The sequence below is a fragment of the Burkholderia sp. M6-3 genome (genome assembly GCF_050858985.1).
Classification (GTDB): Bacteria; Pseudomonadota; Gammaproteobacteria; order Burkholderiales; family Burkholderiaceae; genus Paraburkholderia; species Paraburkholderia caledonica.
Map to the genome: position 1 here is coordinate 2,637,767 of NZ_CP110090.1, position 19,111 is coordinate 2,656,877.

A 19,111-nucleotide genomic window follows, 5' to 3' on the forward strand; every position below is an offset into this window, starting at 1 on the left:
CCGGCCTGCGCGCGCGCATCGCAATTCTTTTGCGGCGGCGCGTGTCAAAATAATCCGTCTTGATGATAAAAACACTACTTGAAAGCCATCGGAGGAATCATGTTGAACCGCCATCACCGTAAGGCGGCCTTGATCGTGGCGCCGGCTACCGGGCGCGTGCGCCGCGCGGCGCTCGTGTGCCTGAGCGCGCTCGCCCTCGCCGGCTGCGCGCAGCCCTGGCAACAATATCAGGCGGGCGCGGACGAATCGACAATCGTCGCGCGCCTCGGCCCGCCGCGCGAAAGCTACGATTTGCCAAACGGCGGCAAGCGGCTGATGTGGCCGACCCAGCCAATGGGCGAAACGACCACCGCCGCGGACATCGACGCCTCCGGCAAGATCGTGAACGTCCGCCAGGTACTGCAGCCGAACGAGTTTTATCGCGCGGAAATCGGCAACTGGACGAGAAGCGACGTGCTGGTGAACTTTGGCCGCCCGGTGGAGACGTCCTACTTCCCGCTGATGAAGCGCGAAGTCTGGACCTATCGTTACCTCGAGGACGACTACTGGTACATGATGTTCAGTTTCTATTTCGACGATCAGGGTGTGCTGCGTCTCACGCAGAAAACGCCGGATCCGCTGCATGATCCCGACCGCCGCAACTTGTTCTAGCCCTGCTGCGAGTCCTACCCACGCATCTCCCAAAACCGCTCCCTGGAGCGGTTTTTTTTATTTATTTCGCATAGCAACGAATTTTATTTCACACACAGGCCATTAATTTTTTGATAGAAAGGCTTTTGTAAGCATTGATCCGATGCAGGTCCGACTGCGGAACAACGAGCGCGACCACACGGCACAGCCGTGATTGCTGCACCGGACGATGCGCCCTTTATGGAGCCGCTATCGATGAATCGTCCCAAACGCCTTCTCGTCGCCAACGTCGCATGGGCGCACGAAACCGCCGAGCGCAACCCCGAGTTTTTCCGCGATCTGGTACGCGGACAGAATCCGCACGTACTGTGGATCGGCTGCTCCGATAGCCGCGTGCCGGCCGAAACCATCACGCACTGCGAGCCCGGTGACCTGTTCGTACACCGCAATATCGCCAACCTGTTCCGTCCCGACGACGACAACTCCGCGAGCGTCCTCGAATACGCGGTGCGCGTGCTCAAGGTCGGGCACGTGATCGTCTGCGGACATTACGGTTGCGGTGGCGTGCGTGCCTCGTTGTTGCCGCCCGACCCGAGCCTGCCGCACGTAAACCGCCGTATCGCGCCGCTCTGTTCACTCGCGAGAATTCATCGCGATGAACTCGACACACACGTGAGCGAACGCGAGCGCGTCGACCGCCTCGCCGAACTCAACGTGCTCGAACAGGTCAGCCAGCTTCGTGCGAATCCGATCGTGCGCGACGCCGACACTGCGCCGCTCGTGCACGGCTGGATCTTTGCGCTCGAAGACGGGCGCATCAAGGTGCTCGCGTCCGGTTACGAAGCCGACGATGCAATGACCTGCGAGACCGCCGCCCATAGCGCCGCCTGAAGCGCGGCATCGTTCAGGGCCTATCCGGTTCAGCCTTCGCCTCTGATCAGGCATCACTTATTCCCAGCACCGACACCATGAACCTTCGAGCTTTCTTTTCGACATTTCAGCGCGACGCGCTAGCCGGCACCGTCGTTTTCCTCGTAGCTCTGCCGCTGTGCCTTGGCATCGCCAATGCGTCGGGCGTCGAGCCGTTTGCCGGACTTGTATCAGGCATCGTCGGCGGCCTCGTGGTCGCGGTTCTCAGTGGCTCGCGCCTGAGCGTCAGCGGACCGGCGGCGGGTCTCGTCGTGATTGTCGTCGGCGGAATCGCGCAGCTTGGAAGCTTTTCGGCGTTCCTCGCGGCCGTGTTGCTGTCCGGCGCGATCCAGTTCGGCTTCGGTATGCTCAAGGCGGGCCGTTTCGCCGCCTATGTGCCGTCGCCGGTCATCAAAGGCATGCTGGCCGCAATCGGCGTCCTGCTGATCGTCAAGCAGTTCCCGCTTGCGCTCGGGCTGGTCGCCGGACAAGCGGCAAGCGACGCGCCCGCCTCCGCGCAAGCTGCTGGCACGATAGTCGCGCCGTTCGGCTCGATCTCGCTCGTCGCCTGCGTGATCACGCTGCTGTCTCTGGCGATCCTGATTGGCTGGGAAACTCGCCCGATGCGCCGCTTCGCGCTGGTGCGCATCGTCCCAGCGCCGCTCGCGGTGGTCTTGCTGGGTATCGGCGCTACGTTGCTGCTGCACGTGCTCGCGCCTTCGCTCGCGCCGCCCGCCGAACATCGCGTTGCGTTACCGTCGCTGGAATCGTTCGCGGCGTTGAGCGTCGCGCTCGAGTGGGCCGACTTCGGGCCGCATTTCGCCCAACTCGCGAACCCGGACGTGTGGCGCGTCGCGATCACGCTGGCGATCGTTGCAAGTCTCGAAACCTTGCTGAGCCTCGAAGCGGTCGAGCAGATCGACCCCGAACGCCGCCCGGCGCCGCCCGATCGTGAACTGAAGGCCCAAGGCGTCGGCAATCTGATTGCGGGCGCGATTGGCGGCCTGCCGATTACGGCGGTGATCGTGCGCAGTTCCGCCAACGTGCATGCTGGCGCACAAAGCCGTCTGTCGGCGATCATTCACGGCGTGCTGCTGCTGGTCAGCGTGTTTGCGTTGACGAGCGTCATCAACCTGATTCCGCTCGCCTGTCTTGCGGCGATTCTGATCTTCACGGGACTCAAGCTCGCCAAGCCGTCACTGTTCGTCGCGGTCGCGAGACAGGGCTTCGCGCCGTTCGCGCCGTTCATCGTCACACTCGTCGGCGTACTCGCGACCGATCTGCTGATCGGCATCGTGCTCGGCATTCTGTGCAGCGTGATGCTTGCGCTGTATGCGAATCTGCGCAGTCCGATCGTGCTTGCACAACATGGCGATCATTACCTGCTGTCGTTTCGCAAAGACGTGTCGTTTCTCGGCAAGGTGCCGCTCAAGCACTACCTGCAGCAGATTCCCGACGGCGCGACACTGATAGTCGATGCGACGCGCGCCGATTTCGTCGACCACGATGTGCGTGAACTGCTCGATGCCTTTGTCGAGGATGCGCCACGCCGCGGCATTGCAGTCGAAGTGCGGCATCAGGCGCGAGGCCAGGCGCGCGCGGCGCGCGGCTGGTCGATGCGACGTACGGCGACCGAGTAACGTGGGGAGACTGCGGCGAACGAGCGAGACCAGCATGCCGCAATAAAAAAAAAGCCCCGCGCCACTGAAGGCGCGGGGCATCGTTTTCTAGCGACGGCAGCGCATGAGCCGCTGCCGCGAATTTATTCGGAACGCTGCGGATTCACTTTGTCGACGTTCGAATAGAGCTTGTTGAGCGCGGAGATATAAGCCTTCGCGGAAGCCGCGACGATATCCGGATCGGTGCCCACGCCGTTGACGATGCGTCCGCTCTTCGAAAGCCGCACGGTCACTTCGCCCTGCGCCTGAGTGCCGGTGGTGATTGCGTTCACCGAGTAAAGCAGCAACTCCGAGCCGCTGCCGACTTCCGTTTCGATTGCGTTGAGCGTGGCATCCACGGGACCGTTGCCGCGCGCCTCGCCGGTGATCTCCTTGCCGTCCATCGCGAATACGATTTTTGCATGCGGTTGCTCGCCGGTCTCGGAATGCTGCGAGAGCGACAGGAACTTGTAGTGCTCTTTTTGCTGCGCTTCAGCCGATTCTTCGGTGACGATCGCAATGATGTCCTCGTCGAAAATCTCCGCCTTGCGATCGGCTAGCTCCTTGAAGCGGGCAAACGCCGTGTTCAGTTCGGCCTCGCTGTCGAGCGCGATACCCAACTCCTGCAGACGCTGCTTGAACGCATTGCGCCCCGACAACTTGCCGAGCACGATCTTGTTTGCGCTCCAGCCCACGTCTTCCGCGCGCATGATCTCGTAGGTGTCGCGCGCCTTAAGCACGCCATCCTGATGAATGCCCGACGCATGCGCGAATGCGTTCGCGCCCACCACCGCTTTATTCGGCTGTACGACAAAACCGGTGATTTGCGATACGAGCTTCGAAGCCGGGACGATCTGAGTCGTATCGAGACCGAGTTCGAGGCCGAAATAGTCTTTGCGAGTCTTCACGGCCATCACGATTTCTTCGAGCGACGTATTGCCCGCACGCTCGCCGAGACCGTTGATCGTGCACTCGACCTGACGTGCGCCGCCGATCTGCACGCCGGCCAGCGAATTCGCCACCGCCATGCCGAGATCGTTATGGCAATGCACGGAGAACACCGCCTTGTGCGAGTTCGGAATGCGCTCGCGCAGCGTCTTCACGAGGTTGCCGTAGAGTTCGGGCACGCCGTAACCAACGGTGTCCGCGATGTTGATGGTGGTCGCGCCTTCTGCGATCACCGCCTCCAGCACGCGGCACAGGAAGTCCATGTCCGAGCGGCTGCCGTCTTCCGGCGAGAACTCGACGTCGTCGGTGAATTTGCGGGCGAAACGAACCGCCAGCTTCGCCTGCTCGAACACCTGGTCTGGCGTCATGCGCAGCTTCTTTTCCATGTGCAGCGGCGACGTGGCGATAAACGTGTGAATGCGGAAACGCTCAGCGGGCTTGAGCGCGTCGGCTGCACGCTGGATATCTTTGTCGTTCGCCCGTGCGAGCGAGCACACCGTGCTCTCTTTGATCAGACCGGCGATTGTCTGGATCGAGTCGAAGTCGCCATTCGAACTAGCCGCGAAGCCTGCTTCGATCACGTCGACCTTCATCCGTTCGAGTTGCTTCGCGATACGGATTTTTTCTTCTTTCGTCATCGACGCGCCGGGCGATTGTTCGCCGTCACGCAGCGTAGTGTCGAAAATGATCAGTTTGTCGGACATGTCGAGTCTCCTGCGGAGTCGTTCAATTGTGGGAATCGGATATTGGACGTGGATGTCGCCGCCGTGAGCGCCGCAAGCAACGCTCAACCATGGATGAAGCGCAACGGGCACCAGCCGGGTCAGTGCGACGGTCAGCGCAATCGATGCGCCGGCTTGTCGAGGTTCGCGGCGCGGCTGGATCGTAGCTCTTAGTGGATCTTCGTGATTCCTGGTGGCTCGATCGTGGCTCGTGGCGCCGCCCAGTTCTTGCCGCATTTACTGCGACTGGAAAGCCAACGCGGACGCAGTCATCCAACGACTATAGCGGCATTCCCTTCGCCGTGCAATTGACGTCAAACCTCCACGCAGCGCGCGTCGGAGCGAGATTGAGACCGGCGTCCGGAAATGAAATCGGCGACCCCAAGGTCGCCGATTCGATACTTCGCAAGCTCTCGGACTGCACGTGCATAGCGTGCATGCACACCAGACTACCGGTCGTGCGCGACCGAACGAGCGGGATTCGCCCTGCCGCGGAGCGCCTGATAGCCCCAGAACACATAGCCGGACAGACCGTACAACACGAACAGGCCGAACAGCATCAGAGGCGGATCGGACGACACCAGCACGAATGCCACCACCACCAGCAGAATCACGCCGAAGGGCACGCGATGCCGCACGTCGAGCGCCTTGCCGCTGTAAAACGGCGCGTTGGACACCATCGTGACGCCCGCATAGATCGTCAGCACGAAAGCGACCCACGGCAGCCAGACGAGCTTGAGCGGCACGCGGTTGTCTGTGGCAAGCCACACGAAGCCTGCAATCAGCGCCGCGGCTGCCGGGCTCGGCATGCCCTGGAAGAAACGCTTGTCGACCACGCCGATGTTGGTGTTGAAGCGCGCAAGCCGCAACGCCGCGCCCGAACAGTAGACGAATGCCGCAAGCCAGCCCCACCGGCCCAGGTCTTTGAGAATCCACTCATACATGACGAGCGCCGGCGCAACGCCGAACGACACCATGTCGGACAGACTGTCGAACTGCTCGCCGAATGCGCTTTGCGTATGCGTCATACGGGCGACGCGGCCGTCCATGCCGTCGAGCACCATGGCCACGAAAATCGCGATTGCCGCGACTTCGAAACGCACGTTCATTGCCTGGACGACGGCAAAGAAGCCGCAAAAGAGCGCCGCCGTGGTGAACGCGTTCGGCAGCAGATAGATGCCGCGCTTTCTCAGAAATTGCTGACGCTGCGCGCGGCGACTCTCCACCACGGGTGAATCCGTACCGAGCGGCTTGTTGCGGCGAAACGGACGCGGTAACGGTCCACTGGTGCGCGGTCGGCGCGGTTTGAATGCGGCCATTCGGACAATCTCCTTTGTGCCGCTTTACAGTTCAGCGAGGATCGTGGACGACGCCGACACCTTCTCGCCGATAGACACTCGCGGACGGCTACCCACAGGCAGGTACACATCGACACGCGAACCGAAGCGGATAAAGCCATAGCGCTGGCCGCGCGTAAGCGGCTCGCCAGCACGTACATAGCAAAGAATGCGCCGCGCGATCAGACCGGCGATCTGCACCGACGTAACCGTTTGCCCACCGGCCATTTCGATCACGATTGCATTGCGTTCGTTTTCGAGCGAAGCCTTCTCCACTGCGGCATTCAGATAAGCGCCAGGGAAATATTCGACCTTCGAGATCGCGCCGTCGACAGGCGAGCGCTGCGAATGGACATTGAACACGTTCATGAAGACGCTGATTTTCAGCGCTTCGCGATTGGCGTACGGATCATGCGCGGTTTCGACTGCGACGATGCGGCCGTCGGCCGGGCATAGCACGGCATTCGCCTGAGTCGGAATCGGGCGCGCCGGATCGCGGAAGAACTGCACGATAAAGATCAGGATCAGCCAGAACAGCCACGCAAAGCCGAATCCCGCGAAGGCGTGAACCAGTAATGCAACGACGGCCGCGATGGCGATGAACGGCCAGCCTTCTCGCGCGATGATCGGATGTGGGTAATTCATGGGTGGCTTCAGTATTTTTGGAGGGTAGCCCCCCTTCCTCGCGGAAGAGGAGCCCCCTAAGAACCGTACGTGCGAGTTTCCCCGCATACGGCTCAAATCTACAAACAAAGCCCGGGGTTAGTCCCGGGCCGGCTTAGTTACTGCAATTTTACCTGCGTGCACTTGCCGGTGGCAGTCCGGGTGAAGCAAAACCCTGTTCGAAAGAGCATCCGATCCACCATGCATCCGATATTCCAGATGATGGTCATGCCAACCGGTTTCCTTCGTCAGAGCGCATCCACAGTGCGCGCACAATCCGCTCTGTGACATGTACAACGAAACCCATTGTCGCCGGTGTCGCATCGAATGTTCCATGCGTGCCTCGCGCAACTGCTCGCCGTATTGCTCCCACTCTGGGTCAAATGGGTTGAACGCCCCTTTGACCTTTCTGTGTCGCCTGATTTCTGTACCGCTGATCTGGTACAGCTCAAGTAACCCCTTTCCTGCTTCACGAACCACTGGAACAGCAAACACCCAGTGTCGGCTGCCCTCTGAGTGAAAGTACTTCTTTCTCACCCAGTCGGCACTCTTGCTCGGATGCCGCCTCTTAGACCACCGCCAGAGCCTCCGGAAAATCAAAGACTCCATGCGGCTGTACGCCTCTTTGGCTACTACAGGACTGTGATACCGCGCCCAGCCTCGTAGCATCGGGTTCAGCAGCCGGATCAGACTCGCCTGCTTCACCGTCTTGTTACCGCTGATCGTTTCCGCCACCTTGCGATAGAACGCTTGCGCGTTCTTTTTGCTCGGCTTGATGAGTAGCGTTCCCGAGTACCTTCGGAAATTCCACCCAAGGAAATCAAAGCCTGTGTCAATGTGCGTGATCCGTGTTTTCTCCTCGGAAAGTTGCAATCCTCTAACGGCAAGGAATGCTTCCACCCAAGGCCGAACTTCCTGCTCCAGCACCTCTTGCGAGTCACCAGTAATCACGAAGTCATCCGCGTACCGCACCACATTCACTTTCAGCTTCTTCGCCTTTGCGATCCCGAACTTCGCACCGAGGTGCGCGATCAGTTCACGCTCCAGCCCGTTCAACGTCACGTTCGCCAGCGTCGGGGAGATGATCCCTCCCTGCGGCGTACCAGCCTCAGTCGCCTGTAGCTGACCTTTATAAATCAGGCCAGCCTTCAACCACTTCCGGAGGATTTCCTTGTCCATAGGGACATGGTTCTCCAGCCATTCATGGTTGATGTGGTCAAAGCAGCCTTTGATATCCGCCTCCAGTACCCAGCGGGCTGAGCCCTTTTGGGACATGGCGACGAAAATCTGCGACATGGCGTCAGCCGTCGAGCGGTTCAGCCTGAACCCATACGAGTTCGCGTCGCTCGTCGATTCCGACACCGGCTCCAGAGCCAGCAGATACAGAGCTTGCATCGCCCTGTCCCGCATGGTTGGAATGCCCAGAGGGCGTTCTTTTCCATTGGCCTTGGGGATAAAGACTCTCCGTAATGGCAGAGGCTTATATCCGCGCCGCTTCAACCTGCCGATGGCTTCCCATCGGCTCTCAGGCGAATCCCACAGTTCACGATCGACTCCCGCCGTTCGCGCACCCTGGTTCTGCGTAACACGTCGTACCGCATAAAGCTTCGCGGACAACGTGCGGGTCAGCATCCGTTGCAGGGTTTTCACCCTGCGCCAGTCACTTTCCCGCGTCGCCTTCGCAATTCGTATCTGCATCCCTCTCACGTTCCGTTCAACCCGCCGCCAATCTACGGCGTACCAGTTGTCCGGCGCATGGGAAAGCGCAGATCCAGTCTTTCGGCCAGATACTTTCATGCTGCTCTCCTACTCGAAGAAGTGAATCCCGAGCGGAGAACAGATCACCCCTTGCGGGAGCGATCTGCTCCCGCAAGGGGGTAAACAACAAGCACTGACGACTAAGAAGCCGCCCGCAATCACCAGTTCCAGCTAAAGGTCAGTCAGCCGTCTTGCGACGGTAGACCAGACGGAAGTCTGCCCGCTTTCGCGTGAGGTGATGTCTCAACCCCTATCGGGACCATTACAGCCCGGCCTTCGCTTTTTCCGTCGTCCTCTACCTGCACAATTAACAGCATTCCTCACGGTCCGCCTGCCAGCCTCACTGCGCCGGCAACCATACAGGCTTACCACGTTCCCGACATGTCACACGACTGACTTAGGTTCTGCCTATTCCCCGGCGGTCCGAAGACGACGTAGCCCGAATTTACAGCGAGCTATCCGACCGCACACCCTTTTGGTTGATGCCTACCAGCAGCTTTGGCACCGTCCTACTTACGAGGTTTATCAGCAATTCACTTACGTTAACCGTATCAGTCAGCCTAGCCCCTCAACCCCGTTGCTGCTGGGAGTCTCCAGATGGTCGTTTCACAGCCACCATCCGCCCGAACTTCCGGGGGGTACATTGTTAGAAGAGCTTCACACCTCACCATTGCCAGTGACGCATGTCTTCCTAGGCTACTGCTGGTCGTACAGCAGGTTCACTACCCTCGCCAATGCAGCCAGCGAGGCCGAACAATGACACGCCGAGCTTTCGCTCGTATCGTTTAGCGACTCCGTTGCCCGAAGGCGCGGGAATTGCAAACATCACCCCGCCCTGTCGGCGGAGATGAAGCCGCTGACTGGGCGGGACCTGACGGTAATCAGGTCAATGCAATACGGTTGACGGCAGACTGCACCGTGTCCCGTGTTCACTACCAAGGTGCGTCCATAAGGAACACACCTACTGCTTAAAGTGCAGCTCACAAGGGAGCCGCCTGCGGAGGGCATGGTGAGTCCAGTCAAGACCTTCCTCAATAACCCTCTAGTCGATGCCCCGTAACGTGGGGCTGACGGACACGAGCGTGCGTGTCGCACGTAAAACCGTAGGATAGCAAAAGCCGCCCGGGGTTCAGCACCCTCGGGCGGCTTTTTGCATTACCGGCGCATGCGGCGGTGCGCCGCGCCGGTATAAGGCGATAAAACGGACTTCTTAGTTCTTCGACTGGTCGACCAGCTTGTTCTTCGCGATCCACGGCATCATGGCGCGAAGCTTCGAGCCGACCTGCTCGATCTGGTGCTCGGCCGTCAGACGGCGGCGCGATTGCAGCGTCGGTGCGCCGGCCTTGTTCTCGATGATGAAGCTCTTTGCGTACTCGCCCGTCTGAATGTCGGTCAGCACGGCCTTCATCGCCTTCTTCGTTTCAGCCGTCACGATGCGCGGACCCGTCACGTACTCGCCGTATTCGGCGTTGTTCGAGATCGAGTAGTTCATGTTCGCGATGCCGCCTTCGTAGATCAGGTCGACGATCAGCTTCAGTTCGTGCAGGCATTCGAAGTACGCCATTTCCGGCGCATAGCCGGCTTCAACCAGCGTTTCGAAACCGGCCTTGATCAGGTCGACGGTACCGCCGCACAGCACGGCCTGTTCGCCGAACAGGTCGGTTTCAGTTTCTTCGCGGAAGTTCGTTTCGATGATGCCCGCACGGCCGCCGCCGTTCGCTGCCGCGTACGACAGAGCGATGTCACGCGCCGCGCCCGACTTGTCTTGCGCAACGGCGATCAGGTGGGGCACGCCGCCACCTTGCGTGTAGGTGCCGCGAACCGTGTGGCCGGGCGCCTTGGGCGCGATCATGATCACGTCCAGATCCGCACGCGGGATCACCTGACCGTAGTGAACGTTGAAGCCGTGTGCGAATGCGAGTGCAGCGCCTTGCTTGGCGTTGCCATGCACTTCCTTGGCATAGACTTCGGCGATCTGCTCGTCCGGCAGCAGCATCATGACGACGTCCGCGCCCTTCACGGCTTCCGCCACTTCCTTGACCTGCAGGCCGGCGTTCTCAGCCTTGCTCCACGATGCGCCGCCCTTGCGCAGACCGACCGTGATGTTCACGCCGCTTTCCTTCAGGTTCAGCGCGTGCGCATGGCCTTGCGAGCCATAGCCGATGATGGTGACCTGCTTGCCCTTGATGAGGGAGAGATCGGCGTCCTTGTCGTAGAAAACTTTCATGTCGGTTCCTTGGCTAAATTCGGATGATTCAGAGAGATTCAGATACTGCGAATGTTGTGTTGCAAGGCCGGACGGTGATGAACGCCACCCGGCCGAATCGAAGCGGTGCGGGTTACACCTTCAGAATGCGCTCGCCGCGCCCAATGCCCGAACTGCCCGTGCGGACAGTTTCGAGAATCGCTGTGGCGTCGAGCCCTTCGATGAAGGCGTCGAGCTTGTCGGCTGCGCCCGTCAGTTCGATCGTGTAGGTCTTTTCGGTGACGTCGATGATGCGGCCGCGGAAAATATCCGACATCCGTTTCATCTCCTCACGTTCCTTGCCGACCGCCCTCACCTTGATCAGCATCAGCTCGCGCTCGATGTGGGCGCCCTCGGTAAGGTCGACCACTTTCACCACCTCGATCAGGCGGTTCAGATGCTTCGTGATCTGTTCGATCACGTCGTCCGAGCCAATGGAGACGATGGTCATGCGCGACAGCGAACGGTCTTCGGTCGGAGCCACCGTCAAGGTTTCGATGTTGTAGCCGCGTGCCGAGAAGAGACCCACCACGCGTGACAACGCGCCCGGTTCGTTTTCCAGCAGGACGGAAATAATGTGTCTCATGTTTCGCTTCTTCCAGATATTTGTCGATGTACGCGAGCGGCTTCGCGCCGCTTCGTCCGCACTCGCCCTTCGTGAAGGCGTGCGTGACGAAGCCGGCGTCAGAAACGGTCGTTATAGATCTTCCGAACCCATGAGCATCTCGGTGATGCCCTTGCCGGCCTGTACCATCGGCCAGACGTTTTCGGTGGGATCGGTCTGGAAGTCGAGAAACACCGTGCGATCTTTCAGGCGCAGCGCTTCCCTGAGCGCCGGTTCGACGTCGGCCGTGCGTTCAATGCGCATGCCGACGTGGCCGTACGCTTCGGCGAGCTTCACGAAATCCGGCAAGGCGTCCATGTACGAATGCGAATAGCGCTTGCTGTATTCGATCTGCTGCCACTGGCGGACCATGCCCAGATAGCGATTGTTCAGCGAGATGATCTTCACAGGCGTCTCGTACTGCTTACAGGTCGAGAGTTCCTGAATGCACATCTGGATCGAGCCTTCGCCTGTGATGCACAGCACGTCGTCGTCCGGGTGCGCCATCTTTACGCCCATCGCCGCCGGCAGGCCGAAGCCCATCGTGCCGAGGCCGCCCGAATTGATCCAGCGGCGCGGCTTGTTGAAGCGATAGAACTGCGCAGCCCACATCTGATGCTGGCCGACGTCGGAACAGACGAACGCATTGCCGTCGGTCAATTCCCACGCCTTTTCCACCACGTACTGCGGCTTGATGACGTCGCTCTTGCGGTCGAACTTGAGGCAGTCTTTCGCGCGCCAGGCTTCGATGTCCTTCCACCAGTCGGCGAGCGCCGCGGTGTCCGGGCCATGCTCGGCCGTTTGCAACTGTTCGATCAGTTCCTTCAACACTTCCTTCACGTCACCGACGATCGGAATGTCGACCTTGACGCGCTTGGAAATGGAAGACGGATCGATGTCGATATGAATGATCTTGCGCGGACGCGACGCGAAGTGCGCCGGGTCGCCGATCACGCGGTCGTCGAAGCGAGCGCCGATTGCGATCAGCACGTCGCAGTGCTGCATCGCCATGTTGGCTTCGTACGTGCCATGCATGCCGAGCATGCCGAGGAATTTCTTGTCGCTCGCGCGGTAGCCGCCCAGACCCATCAGCGTATTCGTGATGGGGTAGCCGAGCAGATCCGCGAACTGGTTCAGCTCGCGCGACGCATCGGCCAGGATGATGCCGCCGCCGGTGTAGATGTACGGACGCTTCGCCGACAGCAGCAGCGAAACCGCCTTGCGGATCTGACCGGAGTGCCCCTTGGTGACAGGGTTATACGAGCGCAGCGAAACCGTCTTGATCGGCTCGTACTGGCAAGGCGCCTTCGACACGTCTTTCGGAATGTCGATCAGCACCGGGCCGGGCCGGCCGGTACGGGCGATGTAGAACGCTTTCTTGACCGTCGCGGCGAGATCGCGCACGTCTTTCACGAGAAAGTTGTGCTTCACGCAGGGACGCGTGATGCCGACCGTATCGCACTCCTGAAACGCGTCCTGGCCGATCGCGGCAGTCGGAACCTGGCCGCTGATCACGACCATCGGGATCGAATCCATGTAGGCGGTGGCGATACCGGTCACCGCATTGGTGACGCCGGGGCCGGAGGTCACGAGGCACACACCGACCTTGCCGGTGGAACGCGAATAAGCGTCGGCGGCGTGAACCGCGGCCTGCTCGTGACGCACGAGAATGTGCTGAAACTTGTCCTGCTTGTACAGCTCGTCGTAAATGTAGAGTACCGAGCCGCCGGGATAGCCCCAAACAAATTCGACGTCTTCGTCGGCCAGTGCCTTCATGAGCACGGTGGCGCCGATAGAGTCAGCTTCGTGTTGTGGAGTGGTATCCGACGTGGAGAATTCCGCGCTGGGCATATTCATTCAATTCACCTTTCGAATTTTCGGCAAAAAATTGATCGGGTGCTCTCTGCCGGGCTTGTGGCTCGGGTTCAAGCGGCGCGTCCAGTTGACAGGTGAGCTTCTTGGGCCACACCTCAATGAGACAAGTCACTTATGTTGCGAACCAGCGACGATAGCGGCAGACGCCCGCGCGGTCAAGCAAATATTGCCCGAACCGCCGTCCCTGACGCGCTTTTCTGACCGCCTGACAACGTCATGAAGATGTCGGCCAATCCACCTTTCGCCCCTGCTTTCGCAAAAGTTTGTTAGCATCCGCGAGTTTTACGACATTTTTCGAACGATTACGCGCACGCTCGCTGCGCCGACCCCCAAACGGATGGCATCAGACAAGGAACTCGCCGATTTTCTGGCGGGCGTCGAAAGGCGCGCATTCAAGCAGACGGTCTACGCCGTGCGGGACGACGACGCCTCGCTGGATATCGTGCAGGACGCGATGATCAAGCTCGCCGAAAAATACGGCGACCGTCCGGCAGCCGAGCTTCCGCTGCTGTTTCAGCGTATTCTGCAGAATGCGATGCACGACCATTTCCGTCGTGCGAAAGTACGCAATACGTGGGTCAGTCTCTTCTCGTCGCTAGGTAATGCCGACGACGACGAATTCGATCCGCTGGAAACGTTCGAGGCCCAGCAGGGCTCGGCGGGCGCCGAGAGCAACGAACAGAAGCTCGAACGCGAACAGGTCTTGCAGATGATCGACGACGAGATCCGAAAGTTACCGGCACGTCAACGGGAGGCGTTTCTCATGCGTTATTGGGAAGATATGGATGTCGCCGAGACTGCCGCCGCAATGGGCTGCTCCGAAGGCAGTGTGAAGACGCACTGTTCGCGGGCCACCCACACGCTGGCGCAAGCGCTCAAGGCCAAAGGAATCACGCTATGAGCTCCCAAGAAACAAAAGAACTCGAGTTCGCGCGCCAGGTGCGCCGCGCGCTCGACGAAAACGCCGCCAGCATTCCGCCCGCCACCGTCGATCGACTCGCCGCGGCGCGCCGCGCCGCGCTCGCCCGCAAGAAGCCCGAAACCGTGAGCGCGCCGGTGTTCGCGCCCGCTCTCGCCGGAGCGCGTATGCCGGGCGGTCTGTCGCATGGCGAGCTGCCACAACGCCGCCGTTCGCCGCTGCGCCGCTTCGCTCTCGCGTGGCCGCTCGCTGCGCTCGTCGTGAGCCTCGTCGGCATTGCCTACTGGGAAGACCAGCAGCGCACGGCTGAACTCGCCGATATCGATGCCGCCATGTTAAGCGACGACCTGCCGCTCAATGCCTATCTCGACCACGGTTTCAACGCGTATCTTTCGCGCGCCCACTGAGCGGGAGAGTGTTCGGGTGAGCTACAAGCGCGGTCTTGCCGTTGTTTTCGGATGTGCGATTGCGGCTCTCGTGTCGTTTGCCGCGACGTATCCGCGCTTTTACCCGAGCCCTTCGCCCGCCGGCGCGCCTGCCGCGACCGGTAACGGCGCGGCGCCCGCGCCCGCGCCCGCACTCGGCGTCGAATTGCCCGGCCTGCCTGGCAGCAAAAGCCCGCTGGCGTGGTCACGCCTGAGCGCCGCGGAGCACATGGCCCTCGCGCCATTCGAGGCGCAGTGGGATTCGTTCAGCGACGAACGCAAACGAAAATGGCTGAAGATCGCATCGCGTTACTCGAAGTTGTCAACCGATGCACAAAAACGCCTGCGTGAGCGGATGACCGAATGGGTGCGCATGACGCCGGATCAGCGCCGCGTCGCGCGTGAAAACTACCAGGTTTCCAAGCAATTGCCCCGTGAAGCGCGTCAGAACGCGTGGAAGGCCTACCAGGAGTTGCCGGAAGAACTGAAGCAGCGGCTTGCCGCGAGTGAGCACAAGCGGCGTCCGAGCGTGGTCAGCGCGCCGCCGTCGGGCCGCAGCGAGATCAAGGGGCTCGACCGGCTCGTCAATGCGCGCGAGCGTGCCGCTAGCGGCACGTCGTCGGCGAGCGCAGCGGCGGCCGTGTCTTTGCCGAGCCCGGCTTCGCTGCCGGGTATCCCGGCCGCCGGCAGCTTCGTGCCGGCCACGCCGCTGCCGGTCTCCCCGGCGGAAGCGCCGTCGATTTTCAACGGTTCGTGAACCGCGCCTGCCCGTGTCAGAACCGCGCGTGACTTCCGGATCCAGTTCGAACTCCGACGCGAGTCCGTCCCTGGCCAAGCCGCCCGGTTCAACGGACACCCCGCCTACCGTGCGCCGCCGTCTCGCCGCGCTGCTTTACGAAGCGTTGCTGCTGTTCGGCGTCGTTTTCGTCGCCGGTTATCTGTTCAGCACGCTCACGCAGCAGCGCAACGGACTCACGCACCACAATCTGCTGGCAGCGTGGATCGGCCTCGTCGTTGGCCTCTATTTCGTGTGGTTCTGGACTCACAGCGGCCAGACCCTGCCGATGAAAACCTGGCGTCTGCGCGTGGTCGCGGCCAGCGGCGCGCCGCTCTCCGCGTGGCGGGCGATTGCACGCTACGTGCTCGCGTGGCTATGGTTTCTGCCGCCGCTCGCGTTGCATCCGCTCCTCGGCCTGCGCTTGCCGCAAACCCTCGTGATCGCTGCTATCTGGTTCGTGTTGTGGGCGGCCACTGGCCGTTTCGGCGCAAGCCGTCAGTTTCTTCATGACCGCCTGGCCGGAACGCGCGTCATCGACGTCGCGCGCTAAGCGGCCTGGCCCAGATATCCGCATCCGTCCTGCAGTCCCCGCTCGTCCTTCTCGCCCGCTCTCGCCCGCTCTCGCCCCGTCTCGCCCGCCGCAGTAATAAGAACTTCTCATGACTGTCACGGCACAGTCACGCGCCGTAGGCCCAATACAGGCACCGCAACTCGACGCGTGAGCCATGGACTCCAAAACGTCCGCGACTTCCCTGTTCCGCCAGACTGGCCCGAGCGTCGACTCCGTCGCGTTCCGCCCCGAATCCACCCACAGCCACGGCTTGCCGCTTCCCGTAGCACCGTTGCCACTCGACACGCACGCGCCCCAGCACGACGACGAGCACGCGGAGCCGCACCGTTACCGCACGATCTGGCTGTCCGACATCCACCTCGGATCGAGCGGCTGCCAGGCGCCATATCTGCTCGACTTCCTGCGCTACAACGAGTCGGAGTATCTGTATCTCGTCGGCGACATCATCGACGGCTGGCAGTTGAAAAAAGGCTGGTACTGGCCGCAGGCCCACAACGACGTCGTGCAGAAAGTGCTGCGCAAGGCGCGTAAAGGCACGCAGGTGGTCTATGTGCCCGGCAATCACGACGAAGCGGCGCGCCAGTTCTGCGACCTCGCGTTCGGCGACATCCACGTGCGCGGCGAAGCGTTCCACACCACGCTAGCCGGCAAGCGCCTGTGGATCGTGCACGGCGATCTGTTCGACGGCGTGATCCAGCACGCGAAGTGGCTCGCCTACCTCGGCGACACGCTCTACACGATGATCCTGATCCTGAACCGCTGGTTCAACCGGATCCGCAGCCGGCTCGGCTTTCCATACTGGTCGCTTTCCCAATACCTGAAGCATCAGGTGAAGAACGCGGTGAACTTCATCTCGTCGTTCGAACGTGTGATGACCGACGAAGCGCGCCGCCGCGGCTGCGATGGCGTGGTCTGCGGGCACATCCACAAGGCCGAGATACGTGACATCGACGGCGTGCTGTACTGCAATGACGGCGACTGGGTCGAAAGCCTGTCGGCGCTCGTCGAGACGTACGAAGGCGAACTCAAGGTGATCTACTGGACCGTGATGCGAGCCCCGGAAGCGGGCGTGCAAAAGGCCCGGGCGACGGCGTAATCCCTCTTAACCTCTGCTGGCTCGAATCGAGGAAACCAATCGATGAAGATCATGATCGTCACCGACGCATGGGAACCGCAGGTCAACGGCGTCGTGCGCACGCTGAAGAACACCACGCGCGAGCTGACCCAGCTCGGCCACCACGTCGACTTGCTGACGCCGCTCGAATTCCGGACGATTCCCTGCCCGACGTATCCCGAGATTCGCCTGTCGCTGCTGCCGCGCCGCAAGCTGCGCCAGCGTATCGACGAATTTGCGCCAGACGCGCTGCACATCGCGACCGAAGGCCCGCTCGGCATGGCCGCGCGCGCTTACGCGATCCAGCACAAGCTACCGTTCACGACCGCGTATCACACGCGCTTTCCCGAATATGTGCAGGCACGCTTCGGCATTCCGCTCGCCGCGACGTACAAATTCCTGCACTGGTTTCATAAGCCGTCGCTTGCCGTGATGGCGCCGACGCCGGTCGTCAAAAGCGACCTGGAAAAATACGGCTTTACGAATGTCGTGTTGTGGACGCGCGGCGTCGATCTCGACATCTTCCACCCGATGGATTCGAAGGTTCTGAACACCGCCCGGCCGATCTTTCTGTACGTGGGCCGCGTGGCCGTCGAGAAAAACGTCGAGGCATTCCTGAAGCTCGATTTGCCCGGCTCGAAATGGGTTGCCGGCGAAGGGCCCGCGCTGGCCGAGCTGAAATCGCGCTATCCGACAGCCAACTATCTAGGCGTGCTCACCCAAGCCGAACTGGCCAGGGTCTATGCTGCGGCAGACGTGTTCGTCTTTCCGAGCCGCACGGACACGTTCGGGCTCGTGCTGCTCGAGGCGCTCGCCTGCGGCACGCCGGTCGCTGCATATCCGGTTACCGGCCCGATCGACGTGCTCGGCGACGGCGGCGCCGGCGCGATGAACGAAGACCTGCGCGACGCGTGTCTGGAAGCGCTCAAGATCGACCGCGCGCACGCGCGTGCGTGGGCCGAGCGCTTTTCGTGGGCGGCGGCCTCGGAGCAGTTCGCCGCGCATCTGAAGCCGTTGCCGCGTGCGTCGTATCGCGAGGAGAGCGCAGCCGCGTGACGCGGCGCGCCTGGCCGCCCATGCGAAGCAGATACTCTCCCGCAAGCCGCGCGTCCGTGAACGGCGCGCTGCGCGCCGTTCACGCCCCCAACGAACACGACACCGCGGGCGTCGAGCCGTTCGACGACGTCAGCGAATCCACCGTGCCGGATCGAATCGACGGGCATCGCAGGAACGACCAAAGCGCAGGGCGCGTCCCCAACGGCACACCTGCGAACAGCGACGCCCAGCACGAACCGCTCGGTCCCGACGACCCGCTCGCGCCTCTGCCCTTCAATCCATACAAGGGCAACCGCGGCCTGACCCGCGCCTGGCACGCGATGAAAAACTCGCTCGCGGGCTTTCGCGTCGCTATCCGCGAGGAGAGCGCGTTTCGCCAGGAGCTGACACTTGCCGCGATTCTGCTTCCGTGCGGCGTACTGGTCCCGGTCGAACCGGTATCGCGCGTGTTGCTGCTTGGCTCCGTGCTACTGGTGCTGATCGTCGAGTTGCTGAATTCGAGCGTGGAAGCGGCCATTGACCGGATTTCGCTGGAACGGCACGAACTGTCGCGCCGCGCGAAAGACCTGGGCAGCGCGGCGGTGATGGTTGCGCTCGGCATGTGCCTGATGACGTGGGTGCTGATCGTGGGCCCGCTCGTCGTGCACTGGGTTAAGGCGTGGCTTTGAGGACAACCCAAGGAAAACGCAAGGACAACCCAACGAAGCCGGCGGCGCGAGCAAATCGATAAAAAAACGCAGTTTCCAGATGGCCTGCGCCCGCCGCACAAACGAAAACCCTCGGTATCCGTTTGATATTAGAACGCTCGGTTTATAATCGTCCGGCAGTCTCAAAATAGCAACCGCGTCCGGGTGGAATACGCAGCAGCGGCACACCGCCGCGCGTCCGACCCGGCGTAA

17 protein-coding genes are annotated in these 19,111 nt (G+C 61.4%); 10 read left to right on the forward strand and 7 right to left on the reverse strand.

Features of this window, described 5'->3' with window-relative positions:
• Positions 1-99: 99 nt before the first annotated feature.
• The 3 genes from OH764_RS11265 to OH764_RS11275 all read left to right on the forward strand — a co-directional run bounded on the left by OH764_RS11265 (position 100) and on the right by OH764_RS11275 (position 3,179).
• Positions 100-651: a hypothetical protein gene (locus OH764_RS11265; RefSeq protein ID WP_498846857.1), complete on the forward strand. Its 552-nt coding sequence runs from the start codon at positions 100-102 to the stop codon at positions 649-651.
• Between the two features lie 234 nt (positions 652-885).
• Positions 886-1,521 carry a carbonic anhydrase gene (locus OH764_RS11270; RefSeq protein WP_498846858.1) on the forward strand — a complete coding sequence of 212 codons (636 nt, stop codon included), beginning with the start codon at positions 886-888 and terminating at the stop codon, positions 1,519-1,521.
• Between the two features lie 77 nt (positions 1,522-1,598).
• Positions 1,599-3,179, forward strand: coding sequence for a SulP family inorganic anion transporter (locus OH764_RS11275; RefSeq protein ID WP_498846859.1), 1,581 nt, complete (start codon positions 1,599-1,601; stop codon positions 3,177-3,179).
• 122 nt (positions 3,180-3,301) lie between these two features.
• Here the strand turns inward: OH764_RS11275 and OH764_RS11280 are convergent, their stop codons facing one another.
• From OH764_RS11280 to OH764_RS11310, 7 genes are all read right to left on the reverse strand, one after another.
• Positions 3,302-4,849 carry a 2-isopropylmalate synthase gene (locus OH764_RS11280; RefSeq protein WP_087754085.1) on the reverse strand — a complete coding sequence of 516 codons (1,548 nt, stop codon included), beginning with the start codon at positions 4,847-4,849 and terminating at the stop codon, positions 3,302-3,304.
• A gap of 467 nt (positions 4,850-5,316) precedes the next feature.
• Positions 5,317-6,186: a CDP-alcohol phosphatidyltransferase family protein gene (gene pssA, locus OH764_RS11285; protein WP_498846860.1), complete on the reverse strand. Its 870-nt coding sequence runs from the start codon at positions 6,184-6,186 to the stop codon at positions 5,317-5,319.
• Between the two features lie 24 nt (positions 6,187-6,210).
• On the reverse strand, positions 6,211-6,849 hold the full coding sequence (locus OH764_RS11290) for a phosphatidylserine decarboxylase (RefSeq protein WP_027776652.1): 639 nt from the start codon (positions 6,847-6,849) through the stop codon (positions 6,211-6,213).
• Between the two features lie 117 nt (positions 6,850-6,966).
• Positions 6,967-8,664, reverse strand: coding sequence for a group II intron reverse transcriptase/maturase (gene ltrA, locus OH764_RS11295; protein ID WP_498846861.1), 1,698 nt, complete (start codon positions 8,662-8,664; stop codon positions 6,967-6,969).
• Between the two features lie 1,171 nt (positions 8,665-9,835).
• Positions 9,836-10,852 carry a ketol-acid reductoisomerase gene (gene ilvC / locus OH764_RS11300; RefSeq protein ID WP_020069571.1) on the reverse strand — a complete coding sequence of 339 codons (1,017 nt, stop codon included), beginning with the start codon at positions 10,850-10,852 and terminating at the stop codon, positions 9,836-9,838.
• Between the two features lie 112 nt (positions 10,853-10,964).
• A complete protein-coding gene (ilvN, locus tag OH764_RS11305; RefSeq protein ID WP_020069570.1) occupies positions 10,965-11,456 on the reverse strand; it encodes an acetolactate synthase small subunit in 492 nt (163 codons plus the stop codon).
• Between the two features lie 111 nt (positions 11,457-11,567).
• Positions 11,568-13,331 carry an acetolactate synthase 3 catalytic subunit gene (locus OH764_RS11310; protein WP_498846862.1) on the reverse strand — a complete coding sequence of 588 codons (1,764 nt, stop codon included), beginning with the start codon at positions 13,329-13,331 and terminating at the stop codon, positions 11,568-11,570.
• 355 nt (positions 13,332-13,686) lie between these two features.
• Here OH764_RS11310 and OH764_RS11315 point away from each other — a divergent pair, with 355 nt between their 5' ends.
• From OH764_RS11315 to OH764_RS11345, 7 genes are all read left to right on the forward strand, one after another.
• Positions 13,687-14,250, forward strand: a complete 564-nt coding sequence (locus OH764_RS11315) for an RNA polymerase sigma factor (RefSeq protein WP_020069568.1) — start codon at positions 13,687-13,689, stop codon at positions 14,248-14,250.
• The gene (locus OH764_RS11320) at positions 14,247-14,675 is read left to right on the forward strand and encodes a DUF3619 family protein (RefSeq protein WP_498846863.1); all 429 of its coding nucleotides are present in this window, start codon (positions 14,247-14,249) and stop codon (positions 14,673-14,675) included. Before OH764_RS11315 ends, OH764_RS11320 begins: the two co-directional genes overlap by 4 nt.
• Positions 14,676-14,691: 16 nt before the next feature.
• A complete protein-coding gene (locus OH764_RS11325; protein ID WP_498846864.1) occupies positions 14,692-15,450 on the forward strand; it encodes a DUF3106 domain-containing protein in 759 nt (252 codons plus the stop codon).
• A gap of 70 nt (positions 15,451-15,520) precedes the next feature.
• The gene (locus OH764_RS11330; protein WP_440784343.1) at positions 15,521-16,021 is read left to right on the forward strand and encodes an RDD family protein; all 501 of its coding nucleotides are present in this window, start codon (positions 15,521-15,523) and stop codon (positions 16,019-16,021) included.
• A gap of 175 nt (positions 16,022-16,196) precedes the next feature.
• The gene (locus OH764_RS11335) at positions 16,197-17,138 is read left to right on the forward strand and encodes a UDP-2,3-diacylglucosamine diphosphatase (protein WP_498846865.1); all 942 of its coding nucleotides are present in this window, start codon (positions 16,197-16,199) and stop codon (positions 17,136-17,138) included.
• Between the two features lie 42 nt (positions 17,139-17,180).
• Positions 17,181-18,212 (forward strand): glycosyltransferase family 4 protein, encoded by a 1,032-nt coding sequence (locus tag OH764_RS11340; protein WP_498846866.1) that lies wholly within the window; start codon positions 17,181-17,183, stop codon positions 18,210-18,212.
• Positions 18,213-18,232: 20 nt separating this feature from the next.
• Positions 18,233-18,880: a diacylglycerol kinase gene (locus OH764_RS11345; RefSeq protein ID WP_498846867.1), complete on the forward strand. Its 648-nt coding sequence runs from the start codon at positions 18,233-18,235 to the stop codon at positions 18,878-18,880.
• Positions 18,881-19,111 lie beyond the last annotated feature (231 nt).

What these genes read in the sequence shown, in the direction of transcription:
- OH764_RS11270 (WP_498846858.1), top strand. Translation starts at nt 886, where the DNA reads ATGAATCGTCCCAAACGCCTTCTCGTCGCCAACGTCGCATGGGCGCAC.
- OH764_RS11310 (WP_498846862.1), bottom strand. Translation starts at nt 13,331, where the DNA reads ATGAATATGCCCAGCGCGGAATTCTCCACGTCGGATACCACTCCACAA.
- ltrA (WP_498846861.1), bottom strand. Translation starts at nt 8,664, where the DNA reads ATGAAAGTATCTGGCCGAAAGACTGGATCTGCGCTTTCCCATGCGCCG.
- ilvN (WP_020069570.1), bottom strand. Translation starts at nt 11,456, where the DNA reads ATGAGACACATTATTTCCGTCCTGCTGGAAAACGAACCGGGCGCGTTG.
- OH764_RS11280 (WP_087754085.1), bottom strand. Translation starts at nt 4,849, where the DNA reads ATGTCCGACAAACTGATCATTTTCGACACTACGCTGCGTGACGGCGAA.
- OH764_RS11315 (WP_020069568.1), top strand. Translation starts at nt 13,687, where the DNA reads ATGGCATCAGACAAGGAACTCGCCGATTTTCTGGCGGGCGTCGAAAGG.
- OH764_RS11345 (WP_498846867.1), top strand. Translation starts at nt 18,233, where the DNA reads ATGCGAAGCAGATACTCTCCCGCAAGCCGCGCGTCCGTGAACGGCGCG.
- OH764_RS11340 (WP_498846866.1), top strand. Translation starts at nt 17,181, where the DNA reads ATGAAGATCATGATCGTCACCGACGCATGGGAACCGCAGGTCAACGGC.
- OH764_RS11320 (WP_498846863.1), top strand. Translation starts at nt 14,247, where the DNA reads ATGAGCTCCCAAGAAACAAAAGAACTCGAGTTCGCGCGCCAGGTGCGC.
- OH764_RS11335 (WP_498846865.1), top strand. Translation starts at nt 16,197, where the DNA reads ATGGACTCCAAAACGTCCGCGACTTCCCTGTTCCGCCAGACTGGCCCG.
- OH764_RS11290 (WP_027776652.1), bottom strand. Translation starts at nt 6,849, where the DNA reads ATGAATTACCCACATCCGATCATCGCGCGAGAAGGCTGGCCGTTCATC.
- pssA (WP_498846860.1), bottom strand. Translation starts at nt 6,186, where the DNA reads ATGGCCGCATTCAAACCGCGCCGACCGCGCACCAGTGGACCGTTACCG.
- ilvC (WP_020069571.1), bottom strand. Translation starts at nt 10,852, where the DNA reads ATGAAAGTTTTCTACGACAAGGACGCCGATCTCTCCCTCATCAAGGGC.
- OH764_RS11275 (WP_498846859.1), top strand. Translation starts at nt 1,599, where the DNA reads ATGAACCTTCGAGCTTTCTTTTCGACATTTCAGCGCGACGCGCTAGCC.
- OH764_RS11265 (WP_498846857.1), top strand. Translation starts at nt 100, where the DNA reads ATGTTGAACCGCCATCACCGTAAGGCGGCCTTGATCGTGGCGCCGGCT.